We start from the raw sequence: 13,691 nt of genomic DNA, 5'->3' as shown, positions 1-13,691 counted from the left end.
GGTTAGCCCCAATCCTTGCCGCGGTCGGCGGGGACAATGCGGCGCAGCGTGTAGATATCGGTTTCCTCGAGATCCTTTTTATGGTCATCGAATTTGCGCCACGGGTCCCAGACCGCGCTGATCAGCTTGCCGGTGACGCCATCGCTTGCGGCGGAACCGAGAAAGACCGCGAGTTCCGCCCCTACATTCAGCGGCGTGCCGCCTTTTGCTTTGGTTTCGATCATTTTCTTATGGAACGCCTCGCCCACCGCTGCAGGCCCCGCCGCCAGCACTTCATCGAGCAAACGGGTTGCCAGCGCGCCGGGGGCGATGGCGTTGACATCGATCCCATCCGCCTTCACTTCAAGCGCGAGGCTTTCGGTGAAGCGGACCACGGCGGCCTTGGTGGCGGCATAGGATGTAATGCGGGGCAGGGGGTTGGTCGCGCCGCCGCCTGAAAGGTTCACGATCTTGCCGCGTTTGTTTGAACGCATATGCGGCAGCACCGCGCGGCAGGGATAGACCGTGCCGATCAGGTTGATGGAAACCGCATCGGCCCATGCTTGCCAATCCAGCTCTTCCAGCCGGCCCATGGGGCCATAAACGCCCGCGTTGTTTACAAGGATATCGATGCTGCCGAGTTGTGCCAGCGTATCGGCCACGAGCCGGTCAACCGCCTTGGTATCGGCCACGTCGGCGGCCATGGTAAGAACGCGCTGCGTGCCGCTGCAGAACGGTGCGAGCCGTTCATGCATCGCCGCAAGGTCTTGCGCGGTGCGCGCGCACAGCATGACGGAGGCGCCCGTGCGCACATAATGCCGCGCGATTTCGGCGCCAAGGCCCTGGCTGGCGCCCGTGATGATGGCGTTGCGGCCTGAAAGGGGTTTATCGCTCATGCTGCGGTTCCAACCATATAATAGGCGATACGGGGATCGGCCTTGCAAGTTTCGGCCAGCATGCCGTTCGCGTCAATCAGGCGTGGCTTTGCCATGCCTTGCGCCAGCATGTCGGGCGAAACCGCCCTGAATTCTGGCCATTCGGTCGCAAGGATAACGGCATCGCTGCCTTTCAGGGTTGCTTCAATGTCGCCGCCGAGTGTGATTGCGTGCGGCAGATCGGCCGGGGCCGCGCGCAGGCCGGGATCGAAGGCAATGACTTTCGCGCCCTTTTGTGCGATGGCAACGCCGATTTCGACCGCCTGCGAACGGCGCAGCGTATCGGTGCCGGGTTTATAGGTAAGGCCCAGCAGGGCAATTTTCAGGTTGTTCCAGTCAGGCCCGAAGATGCGGGCAAGCTGCCGCAGCGGCCATTGTTTGTGAGCGTGGTTGCTGTTGATGATGCTTTGTAGAAGCGGCGTGGAAAGATCGCGGCCCGCCGCGACGGCTTGGAGGAATTGCACATCGCGCGCAAGCGTGCCGCCCGCGAAGGCAGCGCCGGGCCGGATATAGGCCTTTTCGCCGATGCGCGGTTCGGAGCGCAAGCCACGTTCAACTTCCCGCGCGTCGGCGCCCACAAGTTCGCACAGATTGGCGATTTCGTTGGCGAAGGTGACGCTGGTGGCCAAAAAGGCATTGACGGCATGTTTCGTCATTTCCGCCGCCGGGACCGAAACCCAGATAAGGTTTTTGCAAAACTTTCCGAGCAACGGTTCAAGTTTTTGCCGCGCGCTTGCGCTGTCGGTGCCCACAACGATACGTTCGGGTTGCGTAAAAACGTTGATCGCCTTGCCGAGCCGTAGATTTTCCGGGCTACAGGCAAAATCGACAACCCTGCCTTTTGCTTGTGCTGCAAATTCAGCCGCCAGCTTGCGCACACTTCCCACAGGCATCTGCGACGACACAAGCACGGCCGCCCCGTTCTGCAGATGGGGGAAGATGGCGCGGACCGCGTTCGCGACGTAATCGACATCGGCCTTGTCGTTGCTATCGACCGGCGTATCGAACGCGACCCAGATGATATCGGCTTTGCTGACAGCCGCCGCAGTATCGGCCGTGAAGGAAAGCTTCCCGGCCTTCAGGCCTTTTTGCACCAGTTCCCGCAGGCCGGGTTCAAGCAGCGGGGGTTTGCCCTTCGCGAGATTGGCGATCACGGCTGTATCCGGGTCGAGGCCGACGGTTTCCACGCCCGCGCCGGCGCAGCAGGCGGCGGTAACGCTACCGAGATGCCAAAGACCGTAAACGCAAAGCTTCACGGGCGCTTCTCCAATACCCACGGGTTGGCGGCCATCCAGCGCAGAGTGTTGCGGACGCCGGATTGAATTGTGTGGCTCGCTTTCCAGCCGAGACTTTTGATGCGGCTGCAATCGAGGAAAATAAAAGGGTTGTCGCCGATCCAGCCGCGGTCCCCGCCGGTAAAGTTCAGCTTGGGGGCGATCTTCAGTTCATCCGCTATCCAGCCGATTGAATCCGTCACCTGGCAATATTCGTCGGTGCCGAGATTGTAGATGTTCACTTTACCCGGCGCCTTTTCCATGGCGGTAAGTATCGCGGAGATGCAATCATCGACATGCAGGTATGATTTGCGCTGCTTGCCGTTGCCGAGCACATCGAGGTGGCCGGGGTGTTCGCGCAGCTGCTTGTAAAAATCGAACACATGGCCGTGACTATAGCGCGGGCCGAGGATGGATACGAAGCGGAAGATGCAAGCCCGGAAGCCGAAGCCTTCGCAATAGGCTGCGATCATGCTTTCGCCCGCGACCTTCGATGCGCCGTAAAGCGAGGTTTGGACCGGGAAGGGGGCATCTTCGGGCGTGGGGATAACGGCCGCTTCGCCATAGACCGATCCGGTGGAGGAAAAGCCGATACGCTTGATATCGTTCGCGCGCATGGCTTCGAGCACGTTGAAGGTCGCTATGGTGTTTTGTTCGAGGTCTTTTTTTGGGTGTTCCGTGCCGAAGCGCACATCAGCATTGGCCGCGAGATGGAACACGGCTTCCGCCCCCGCCATGGCCTGCGTCAGTTTCGGCAAATCGAGTACGTCGCCTTCCACAAGCGTGAAATGCGGGTGCTTGCGCGCTTGGGCGATGAATTCTGGCATGCCGGTCGAAAGGTTATCGTAGCCGACAACCCTATGCCCATCGCGCAAAAGGCGATCGGCAAGGTTGCTGCCGATAAAGCCGGCGGCGCCGGTGATAAACATGGTACTCATGATGTTCCTATGTCTTTCCGGATCTTGGGGCTGACGCCGAACAGGAAAAGCCCGCCCGGCAGGGCGCAGAAGATCAATAATATCCCGTAGGCAAAGGAAGCGGCAAGGACCGCCTCGCTGGTTGCCGTGGGGGCCAGCACCGCAAGCAGCATAAGCATCACGGTTTCGCGCCCGCCCCAGCCGTAATAGAAAATCGGCAGGTTGATCGCGAGCAGGATCAGCGGTGCGAACAGAATAAGGTTGAGTATATCGAACGAGAAATCGAACGCGCGCGCGAGGCAGGTCATGGCAAGGACATAGCCGATAACGTTCACGAAGCTGATCGCCATTTGCACAAGAAAGCGCCGCGGTTCAAGCACGATGGCAGACAGGCTTTGCAACGTGCCATGGATAAAGAGGCCGATGCGGTTTTGCGGCCACGGCACATGGCGGTAGCCGCCAAGTACAAGCGCCATAACGGCAAGACAGCCGATCAGAACGGCAACCTGCACCAGCATAAAGTTTTCCGGAAGCGCGCGATTGAATTCTCCCACCGCGCCAAAAAGCGCGAGCACGATCAGGCACAGCATGCTAAGGCCGCGATCAAACAGAATGCTTTGCACGGCCTGGCCAAGCGGCAGTTTCATCAGCCATTTGACAAGGCCCGCGCGCGCCATGTCACCGAGCGCCGCGAAAGGCGCACTGAGGGTCAGGAAGCTGCCGAGCCATGTGATGCGCATGGCTTGCATGAAGGCCGGGGGCTTGCCGGTCAGCCATTCCACAATGACGGCAAAGCGATAGGTGTTAAGCGGGTAGCCAAGCAGTAAAAGAGCAAAAGTGGCCGCGAGCCAGGCTGGTTCGGCCGTCATCAGTTTGGCTTGCACATGGCTCCAATCGATGGCGCTGAAGACACCGGCGGCCAGAAGCCCAAGCAGACCGGCGCTGATGAGCAGGGACAGGCAGCGTTTGAAAAAGGTTGTGGCGACGGATGAGGTGGGTCCGCTGGGCGTTTCGAGCGTTGCCTTAGTCACGCCACGCACCAAGCCGGCCATAGCGCAGCTTCAGATCAGTCGTGACCCACGTAAGGCCGTCCTTGACGAAGCTGACCTTCTTGCCTTCGGCGAACGAGCGAGCCTTGTAATTGACCGGAAGTTCCAGCGGCTGATAGCCTTTGCGCACCAGTTTGATAACCATTTCATGATCAAAATCGAAGCGCCGACAGATAAATTCGATACCGAAGAAGGCATCGCGGCGCAGAACTTTGAACATGGTGAAGGGGTCGCTCATGCTCTGGCTGGGCAGCAGATTGATGAACCACGTGAAGAACAGATGGCCGAAGTTGAATACGGCGGCCGCAACCGGCGCATCGTTGAATTCACGCATCTTCCAGTTGCCACGATGGCGTGAGCCGAGCACGAACATCGCCTGATTGTTACGTAGCGGCTCGAGCAGCGCATCGTAATCATCAAGATCATATTCAAGATCGGCATCCTGTATCAGGATGTAGTCGCCCGTGGCCGCTTCAAGCCCTTCGCGCACCGCGGCGCCCTTGCCACGCGGTATAGGTTGGTAGATCACCTTAACGTCCGCATGGCTTTCATAGGCGCGCACAAGGTCGCGCGTTCCGTCCGTCGAATTGCTTTCAATGATCACGATTTGCTTGCGCAGCCCCGGTACTTGCTTGGCCAGCAGAGCATCCATTGCTTCCTTGAAGGTATTTTTTTCATTATAGACTGGCACGATGACAGAAAGTATGGGCTGTAACCGCGGTACCGCAGGCTGGCAGGAACAGATAACGTGCCCTGCTGGCAGCTTGAGCCGCATTTGGCGCGCAAAGCGTGGCAACCATGATGTGACGGTAGCGAGCGTACGTAGAATGGCGCCTACGCGAAGCTGTTTCAGACGATGATGCAGATATTCGAGACTGCAATAATGATGTGCGCGGCAGAACCAGACCCGGTCGAGCCCGCTATTGAGCAGTGTGATGTGAAGTGAATCCCGCGTCGGGTAGAAGCTGTGCGGGGCTTGCCATTCCGGCCATTCTTGCCGCAAAAGCTTTGCGCGCCAGCTGTCCATCATGGGCTGCATGAAAATTAGATGTCCGTTTGGCTTCAGCGCGTTTACAAGATGCTGCAGGCATTTTCTTGTATTCGGTGCAAAAGAAATTGGCGTGAGTAGCATAATGGTGCCGAAGTGTTGTCCATGATCTTGTGTGGAGAGAAATTCCCGCATGGTTTTGCGTGCGGTGCCTGGTTGCATGGTTTGCCGGATTTGCCCGGCGATCGGGTCATCTTCGCTGGCGATGATAAGATAGGGGCCATCTGTCTTGCGTTCCCGCACGGTATTGAGCAGTGCATCAAACAGACTGTGAAGGTTGCGATCAACATAACCGGCTTCATCGTTTTCACGGAACGGATCGACAGGCAGGTTCGCCGGCATGATGGCGCGGCAATTTTGGCATCGGGTGAAAGCGCGCTTGCCGACCGTGAAGGCATAGGCGCGTTGCGCGTTCTGGCATACAGGGCAAGCGGCCGGAAAATCCGCCAGACAGCCGGGCGTGGGTTCCTTGGCCGCCTGTGGCATCAGGCCTTCCTTGCGAAGACGATGAACTCGCCGATATTGATGCGGAAGGGGTGCTGCGCCAGTTTTTTTGGCATAATCTTCAGAATATTACCCATGATGTTTGCCATAAGGCGGTTGGTTTCTTTCAACTGCACTGCTAAATATTCGAAGGTTAGATATTTGTAGGTCGCACTGATCTCAATATTTTTAAAGCCCGACTTTTCCAGCATGTCGCGCATAGCCTTGCGCGAAAACAACACGGTATGCTGCAACGGTTGCAGCATCGACCAGCGCGCACCCATCAGGTGGCGCAGGAAATGGCCTGTATCAGGTGTGCTCATTACCAGAAGACCGTCAGGTTTCAACATATTCTTGATATCGGCGACGAACTTAGCCGGGTCGTGCGTGTGTTCGATGATGTCAAATGCGCTTACGACATCGAAGTTGTTTTCCCAGCGGCTGATTTCTTTATGCACGTCACCATGAATAATCTTTGCGCGTACCGAGGGATCGGCTTGCGCGATGGCGGCGGCAGCGAATTCGACACCCTGAACTTCATATTGGCGTTTTTGTGCGGCTTCAAGGAAGAAGCCGGCGGAACAACCGACATCGAGCAAGGTCTTGCCCGGGTTGAGCCATGCAATTTGGTCAAGACGTATGTTCGCGGTCAGAAGCTTGAGGGGTTTTGCCTGCACATAATCGCGGTAGGCGCCGGCCTCGTAATTGCTGTTGGCGTATTCAGACATCGCCTTGATGTCGGGCATGGTGCCGAGGAAGATGATCCCGTCCTGGCGGTTTACGAAATAGTCAGCCTGCTCCTTGCGGCAATAGAAATCGGCGCTTTGGCCCGTAACGGGGCAAGCGACAGGGGCGTGCTTTGGGCTTGCGTGATTCATATTAACACGTTGAACTAAAAGTAAAATTTAGCGCAAGCGGCGCAACCGGCTACGCAAGATGCCGTAATATAGGGGCTTAAAAAGCCAAGGGCAAGCACGCAAGGCCCATGCAAAGACCGCCCAATATGCTGGAATCACGAGATATTTTTTGCGTTTTATAATGGCTGTGACGCAGGCATCGGCTACCCGGCCCAACGGCACGGTCATGCGGGTTTCGGCACCAGCCAAGCGTTCTGTGAAAGTATGGTGGCGGAAGAAATCGGTTTCTACCCGGCCGGGAGAGATAACCTGCACGGCAATATTATCGGGCTCCAGCTCAAGTGCGAGCCCTTCGCTCCATGCAACCATACCGTGCTTTGCCGCGCTATAAACCAGGTTGGGAGTGATCAGGAACTCTCCGGCGACCGAGGCGACATTCACGATCTGTCCGCACTTTGCCGCTCGCATGGAAGGCAGGAACACATGCGCGACGCGCATTGCGCCGATAAGGTTGACATTGGCGTGGCGCACGACCTCGGCCAATGTCATTTCATGAAACATATTGTAATGCGCATAACCGGCATTGTTCACGATGATATCGGGCGCGCCGTATTTTCCGGTCAGAATCTTGGCGATCTGGGTTAGCCCGTCATTATCGGTGATGTCAGCGGTGATTGGTTCTATCGTTGTTTGCGGTGCAAGTTCCCTGATTTTTTTAGCTGCCGGCAAAAGTCTGTCGCTATCATGGCTGAGCATAACAAGGGTGGCGACATGCGGTGCCATACGTTCGGCGATAGCATAGCCGATGCCACTAGAAGCTCCGGTGATGATGGAGAATTTACCCTTTAGATAAGCCGGTGCCGTCATGGCCGCGTTATTCCCCTGCCGCAGGTTCGATTTCGATTGATTGTATATGCAGGCCGAGCTTGCGTAAATCGCCCGAGCTTGGATCAAGATCGTGCGGGCTCGTGGGCTGTGGAATATGGATTTTTATGGTTTGACCAGCCGCACCTTCGTGCGGAAAATCGAAGGGCAGGAGCATGGTTTGCATTTGATCGGAGAAGGAGGTCTTGCGTTCCGTGCCGCCGATTGTAATCTCTACCAGTTGCTCAACATTAGGTCCGAAAGCGTAGGCGGTAATCTTCAGTACGAATTTTTGTGGCAACGTACCAAACAAGGTCATCTTCGCATCTTGTCCATTTGTCCATGAACCATAGGTTTCCGGAGGGTTGAAGCCATTGGTGAAATCAAGCGCGGGGTTATCTACCGTTCTGAAATCAAGCATCACCGGAAGTTGCAACGGTCCTGGTTCGTTGTTTTCAGTAATGCGTTCCGCCTTGCAGCTTTGGAATGTGTAGTAAACAACAGGAAAGAGTATACAATCTGCCGGGTTTCGGCGCAGGCCAAAAATCGCCAACGTGCCCTTGGTTGCCTCGCTCCAGGGAACCATGCTGAGCGTTCTGATCGGTCCTGTGTGGTCCTTGATGACTTTTTGTGCCCGGTCATGCAGCCCGCTCGGCCCCGCCACATAGGGAAAGCCGATGAAGCGCGCGTCATCGGCAAAGAACGGTTCCACGAATGACAGGCCTTCGATCATATAAAGTGTGTTGGGTTGCTTCAGCGCTTCGGGTACCGTAACGGGGTTCCAGCTTTTTTCCCATTTTTCGCGGGCAAAAGGTGGGCGCTGGAGCGTGACCAGTGCCACAATAGCCATCATGCCTGTGGCAACAAAAACGGCCCGGCGCTTCGGCACAAGAACAAGCGCATAACATAGTCCCAGAATACCCGTGAGAAGCGTGAGAGGGATGATGTAACGCATGGCGCCAAACACGCCGATCCATAGTGCGTAGGATACCAGCACCCAGACGGAAACGAACCACAAACGATCCCGGATGTAGCCAGGCGTTGGAGTTTGCGGGGTGGGGAGCCGGGGCAGGGCTCTGACTTTCGAGGAAAGCAGAAGATAGAGCTGTTGAGCAACCAACGCAGCGGCAAGGATATAAAGATACGCATAGCGATAATCGCGGAAATGCCATTCGGTTTCCGGCGGAATGCCGCGCATCCAGCGGAATGGGTAGGCTATGACCTCCCACAAATTGTCGGCTGCCGCCCATGCCGGCATGTTCGTGAAAATGGGGCCGATCATTTCCGACTTAAAAAGTTCATTATGGAACGGGAATGTCGGGTTATGGAATTCGATCCACAATCGCCATGCCCACCAGCCATCGACAACCAAAAACCCAAGCACAATGCCAAGAAAAACCGCAAAGCCGCCAAGGAAAAACCGCCAGCTAAAGCCGGGGCGCCAGAACCAAGCTACGCCCGTCCCTATAAAAAACAGCAGGTTGGTTAGCTTTAGACCGATGCTCGCGCCCAGAAGCGCACCAGCTAGCAACAGCAAGCCGTAATAAGCGACGGCGTTTGCGGGTGGTGTGGCTGTGTCACGGAAACGCAATGCCATAATGATCGCAACTGGCAGTAGCACGAGGATTGGCGTTAGGTTATCGGAGAATGAAGAGCCAACGCCGGACAAAAAGAATGGGCTAATCGTGCCGAACAGAGCACAGGCGAAAGCTGCTCGCCGCGATAAATTTGCCGGCCAGTGTGCCAACAGCAGCCGGGAAGGAATATAGGCCGCCAGTAGGCAAAGGCCATGTACTGCACCAATGATGAAGCCTGCGGCCATGGAAGGTAAATGTTTGTTCAAAATATATTGCGGTGCGTAGGCGTAGGGGTTGAGATAGCCTTGAATGTTCGAGGGGAAAATATCGGTGACGAGGCGATCAGGATTGAAGGCCAAGTAGCCGCTATAGCTGTGATAATTTAAAAAATCCGGGCCAAAATCTTCCCCGAGAACGAGGGAAAAAATTGCCGATGCGAGCATTCCGAACAGGGTGACAAAAGTTATTTCACGCTGCGACCAAAAGCTTTTGTCGGGGATGGAAATGGGCATGAGCGGGCCGGCATGTTTGGGGCGACCGGTGCTGCCCCGACCGCCGCAGGAAAAGAGCCGCCTGTATAGGGTAGGCGGCCATTTCCGTCAAACATATGCCCCAAAACGCCTAGAATTCGAAGGTATAACGGGCCAGCCCGCCAAGGATGTTGTTGGCGGTGCCGGCTTCGTTGCTGTTGCGCCACCCGGCTTCCAGCGTCAGGCCGTTGCCAAAATCATAGCCTGCGGTCAGTTGCAGCAGATGATCGTCGATGTCCGGTGAGCCCGCCATCGTCATGATCCGGTTGGTGAAGCCGACTGTTAGGTTCCAGTTTTCATAGATCTTGTTGACCACGCTTGCCGTGTAATAGCGTGAATCTTCTGTGCCGCCATCGACATTGCACAGGCCGGCATATTCGAGCAACACATCGCTTTGCAGCGCATCGCTGAACGGTATGACATAGCGCAGGTTGGTGGCAAAACCCTGTTCATCCGCGCCGCCCGAACTCGCACTGCCTTCGGCCAGATGGCGGAAAGCGAAATGGTATGAAAGGTTTTCGATACCAGCCAGGCTTTCGCTGTCCAACGAGAGAACGAAGGAAGAAAGATCTTCCGTATTGCTTGCGCCGCCGTCCGACAAATGCAGCTGGTCACGCCCGGTGATGCCGGATTCGGCAAGGAAGCTGGTGTCGGCAAAGAACGTGCTGCCGGTCAGGGTGTAGCTGCCGAAACTTTCGGTTTCCAGGGTGTAGGCAAGACCGAAGCCGATTTTCTCGGTGATTTCATAATCTTCCGCAAATTCTTCGCTCCAGATACCGCGGCCGTAATCCCATGCTATGCCAAAGCCCGGGTTGAACTTGCCGCCGAACGCCGCGAACGGGCCGTTTTCATAGTTTAGTTTGATTTCCTCGATGAAGACGCCCTCGTTTTCGAAAAATGTGTCATCACCCGGGCTGCTGGTGCGGGTCGGTTCCAGCACCGCTACGCCATCGATGAAAAAGTTCTCGTTGAATTGCAAGCGCGGAGCGACTTCCGATCGCATGAAAATATTGTGACGTTCGTTATCCGGGTCGTCGGAGCTGACGCCGCTTTCGCTTTGCAGTTCAAAGACTGCTTCGCCCGAGAATTGCGGGTATGAAACCGGCTCTTCAGCAAGGGCGGGATTGGCGGCAAGCACAATGCCGGCGGGCAGGGCGAGATAGAGCAGCTTCGTCATGGTATTTCCTCTAATAAGAATTATTCTCAATAGGAGGCAAGTATTTATAACTAGTTATAAGGTATGTCAATAGCCAATAAGAATGATTATCAAATAAATCTTTGGTGAAAATCAGATCTTGTTAAGGGGGATTTTGATGTACTGAACTCCGTGCAAAGCCTTGCCAAAACTGCCGGCGCGCAAATTGACCTGCAGCGAGGGGAGAAGGAGTTTAGGCACCGGCTTGCCATCATCATCGCGTTTGCGTCTGGCGACGAAATCTTCCCGGCTTATACCTTCATGCACGCGCATGTTCGCTTTCTTTTGCTCCGCCACTGTTGCCATGCATGCGGCATCGCGCTTGCCTTCGGGCGGATAATCATGCCCCACATACATGCGAACGGCGCCGGGCAAGGCAAGCAGTTTGCGTGTGGACCGGAACGAATCTTCCGCGCTGCCGCCGGGAAAATCACAGCGGCCCGTTCCGATATCCGGCAGGAACATGGCATCACCTACAAACGCAGCATCGCCGATAATATATGTTGTATCCGCCGGCGTATGGCCGGGCGTATGGATGATCTGTGCTTCGACCGGGCCGATGGAGAAGGCTTCGTCATCGGCGAACAGGTGGCCGAACTGGCTGCCATCGATCGGCGTATCATCCTCGTTATGGAAAATCGGTTGCCATGTCTCGAGAACTTTAAGGATGTGGCGGCTGATGCCGGTTGTGCCGCCGAGCTTTTCCTTGATATAGGCTGCGGCCGTCAGATGGTCGGCATGCACGTGGGTTTCGAGGATCCACTGAACCTCAAGTCCTTTGCCCTTGATGAAATCAATGACGCGGTCGGCGGAAACGGTCGTGCTGCGGCCGGAATGGATATCGTAGTCCAGCACGCTATCGATCACGGCGCAGCGTTTGTCGGCGTTTCCATCGGCCCAGACCACATAAGTCCAGGTCGCGGTCGTGGTATCGTAGAATCCTCTTACGTCGGGCTTCTGTGTGGTCATTTATCTTCGTCCACTTTATTCCACGGGGCTTTGGTTAGAATAAGAGCCATGCCGCAAATATCCGTAACGCCGGCAAATACCAGCCCTCCGCCAACGAACAGGGGAACAAGCGCAAGGAGCGGGTTAATCGTCAGGGCGAGGAGGGCGCCTGTAAACGCAAGGAACCCGGCTGCGATGCGCACTTGTCGTTCCAGAGAAATGCGGCTTTTGTGTCGCGGCCCGGCTGTAGCGCTGACCGCATGGCCCGCCACCCTTTGCCCGCAGTCTTCGCAAGCGACGATGCCGCCTTCGATAACATGCGTGTTGCCATATCCCTTGGCGGCAAATTGCTCGGCCGCCTGAGCGGCTCTTTTGCCGGTGCGGCAAAGAATGTAAACGTGTGCATCTTTGTCTAGCCCATGCCGCAGCATGAAATCGGTTGGATTGAGCTGATCGAGTGGTATGTGGGCGTGGCGGCAGCCAAGCTGTTTTTCGTCATGCTCCATGCTTGTGCGGACATCAAGAATGACACCATCGCATGGCTTCAGGCTTGTAATTTCGTTGGCTTGGATCGTCTTGTAACCAGGCATAGGCGCTGCCTTGCAAGATTGGTTGCGGGAGTTGGATTTGAACCAACGACCTTCAGGTTATGAGCCTGACGAGCTACCGGGCTGCTCCATCCCGCGACACGATGCTACCGTATGGAGCCCGGTAGCCTAATATAGACGCTCCGGCCTTGCGGCCTTTGCTGTGGCGGGCTGCTCCATCCCGCGACACGATGCTACCGTATGGAGCCCGGTAGCCTAATATAGACGCTCCGGCCTTGCGGCCTTTGCTGTGGCGGGCTGCTCCATCCCGCGACAATTCAGAGGGCCGATTTGGCGACCCGAAAGATAAGAGGGCACTTCATACTACCCAACTAACCATTTGGCAAGTTTAGCAGTTCTGGAAGTAAAAAGCCCCGCCATAAGGCGGGGCTTTTTATGACTGTAATACGGTTGTGATTTGTTTCTGCCGTGAAGACCTGGCGGCGACCTACTCTCCCAGGACTTAAGCCATAGTACCATCGGCGCTGGAGGTTTTCACGTCCGTGTTCGGGATGGGAACGGGTGTTCACCCTCCGCCAAAGCCACCAGGTCGTCGCGGCAGAAACATTGTCTAGTATAGATCAGGAGTTTAAGTGCCAGATGGTATCTGGCCTCTGATAAGGATCAAGCCGAACGAACGATTAGTACTGGTTAGCTACAGACCTTACGGCCCTTCCACATCCAGCCTATCAACGTCGTGGTCTACGACGGTTCTTCAGGGAGTAATTGTTTCGAGGTGGGTTTCACGCTTAGATGCTTTCAGCGTTTATCCCGTCCATACTTTAGCTACCCAGCGCTACGACTGGCGTCATAACTGGTACACCAGAGGTATATCCATCCTGGTCCTCTCGTACTAAGGACAGATCCTCTCAATACTCCAACACCCACAGCAGATAGGGACCAAACTGTCTCACGACGTTCTGAACCCAACTCACGTACCACTTTAATTGGCGAACAGCCAAACCCTTGGGACCTGCTCCAGCCCCAGGATGTGATGAGTCGACATCGAGGTGCCAAACGACCCCGTCGCTATGGACGCTTGGGGGTCATCAGCCTGTTATCCCTAGAGTACCTTTTATCCGTTGAGCGATGGCCCTTCCACATGGAAACCACCGGATCACTATGGCCGACTTTCGTCTCTGCTTGACATGTACGTCTTGCAGTCAGGCGGGCTTATGCCATTGCACTCGACGGCTGGTTTCCGACCAGCCTGAGCCCACCATCGCGCGCCTCCGTTACTCTTTGGGAGGCGACCGCCCCAGTCAAACTACCCACCATGCAGGGTCCCAGCCCGCGGTTCAGCGAGCGTGGTTAGATATCAAAGATTATTAGGGTGGTATTTCACTAATCGCTCCATCCGAGCTAGCGCCCAGACTTCAAAGCGTCCCACCTATGCTACACAAACGATCTCTAATACCACTGCAAAGTTATAGTAAAGGTTCATAGGG

11 protein-coding genes, 1 tRNA gene and 2 rRNA genes are annotated in these 13,691 nt (G+C 55.9%); all 14 read right to left on the bottom strand.

The features are described 5' to 3' along the window. Window positions 1-2: 2 nt before the first annotated feature. On the bottom strand, window positions 3-875 hold the full coding sequence (locus GC131_00180) for an SDR family NAD(P)-dependent oxidoreductase (GenBank protein MBI1272490.1): 873 nt from the start codon (window positions 873-875) through the stop codon (window positions 3-5). Next, window positions 872-2,281, bottom strand: coding sequence for a nucleotide sugar dehydrogenase (locus GC131_00175; protein MBI1272489.1), 1,410 nt, complete (start codon window positions 2,279-2,281; stop codon window positions 872-874). The genes GC131_00180 and GC131_00175 overlap by 4 nt, the downstream gene beginning before the upstream one ends. Further along, window positions 2,167-3,126 (bottom strand): SDR family NAD(P)-dependent oxidoreductase, encoded by a 960-nt coding sequence (locus GC131_00170; protein ID MBI1272488.1) that lies wholly within the window; start codon window positions 3,124-3,126, stop codon window positions 2,167-2,169. The genes GC131_00175 and GC131_00170 overlap by 115 nt, the downstream gene beginning before the upstream one ends. Continuing rightward, window positions 3,123-4,157, bottom strand: a complete 1,035-nt coding sequence (locus tag GC131_00165) for a hypothetical protein (protein ID MBI1272487.1) — start codon at window positions 4,155-4,157, stop codon at window positions 3,123-3,125. The genes GC131_00170 and GC131_00165 overlap by 4 nt, the downstream gene beginning before the upstream one ends. Further along, entirely contained in the window at window positions 4,129-4,929 is an 801-nt protein-coding gene (locus GC131_00160) for a glycosyltransferase (GenBank protein MBI1272486.1), read from the bottom strand. Before GC131_00160 ends, GC131_00165 begins: the two co-directional genes overlap by 29 nt. Before the next feature lie 758 nt (window positions 4,930-5,687). After that, complete coding sequence (locus tag GC131_00155) at window positions 5,688-6,563, bottom strand: methyltransferase domain-containing protein (GenBank protein MBI1272485.1); 876 nt, start codon at window positions 6,561-6,563, stop codon at window positions 5,688-5,690. A 27-nt stretch (window positions 6,564-6,590) separates the two neighbouring features. Further along, window positions 6,591-7,409 (bottom strand): SDR family NAD(P)-dependent oxidoreductase, encoded by an 819-nt coding sequence (locus GC131_00150; GenBank protein ID MBI1272484.1) that lies wholly within the window; start codon window positions 7,407-7,409, stop codon window positions 6,591-6,593. A 7-nt stretch (window positions 7,410-7,416) separates the two neighbouring features. Beyond that, a complete protein-coding gene (locus tag GC131_00145; protein MBI1272483.1) occupies window positions 7,417-9,495 on the bottom strand; it encodes a hypothetical protein in 2,079 nt (692 codons plus the stop codon). Window positions 9,496-9,604: 109 nt separating this feature from the next. Next, window positions 9,605-10,576, bottom strand: a complete 972-nt coding sequence (locus GC131_00140) for a hypothetical protein (protein MBI1272482.1) — start codon at window positions 10,574-10,576, stop codon at window positions 9,605-9,607. Window positions 10,577-10,801: 225 nt separating this feature from the next. After that, on the bottom strand, window positions 10,802-11,677 hold the full coding sequence (locus GC131_00135) for an MBL fold metallo-hydrolase (protein ID MBI1272481.1): 876 nt from the start codon (window positions 11,675-11,677) through the stop codon (window positions 10,802-10,804). Continuing rightward, window positions 11,674-12,246, bottom strand: a complete 573-nt coding sequence (locus GC131_00130) for a DUF2892 domain-containing protein (GenBank protein MBI1272480.1) — start codon at window positions 12,244-12,246, stop codon at window positions 11,674-11,676. Before GC131_00130 ends, GC131_00135 begins: the two co-directional genes overlap by 4 nt. Before the next feature lie 19 nt (window positions 12,247-12,265). Beyond that, window positions 12,266-12,342, bottom strand: a tRNA-Met gene (locus tag GC131_00125). 336 nt (window positions 12,343-12,678) lie between these two features. Then, a 5S ribosomal RNA gene (gene rrf / locus GC131_00120) occupies window positions 12,679-12,793 on the bottom strand. A gap of 65 nt (window positions 12,794-12,858) precedes the next feature. Beyond that, window positions 12,859-13,691: ribosomal RNA gene (locus GC131_00115) — 23S ribosomal RNA — on the bottom strand; the annotation flags it as partial.

This window comes from Alphaproteobacteria bacterium (genome assembly GCA_016124955.1).
Taxonomy (GTDB): domain Bacteria; phylum Pseudomonadota; class Alphaproteobacteria; order UBA9219; family RFNS01; genus RI-461.
Note: the sequence above shows the minus strand (reverse complement) of the source record. Positions and strands in the feature narration are given on the sequence as shown.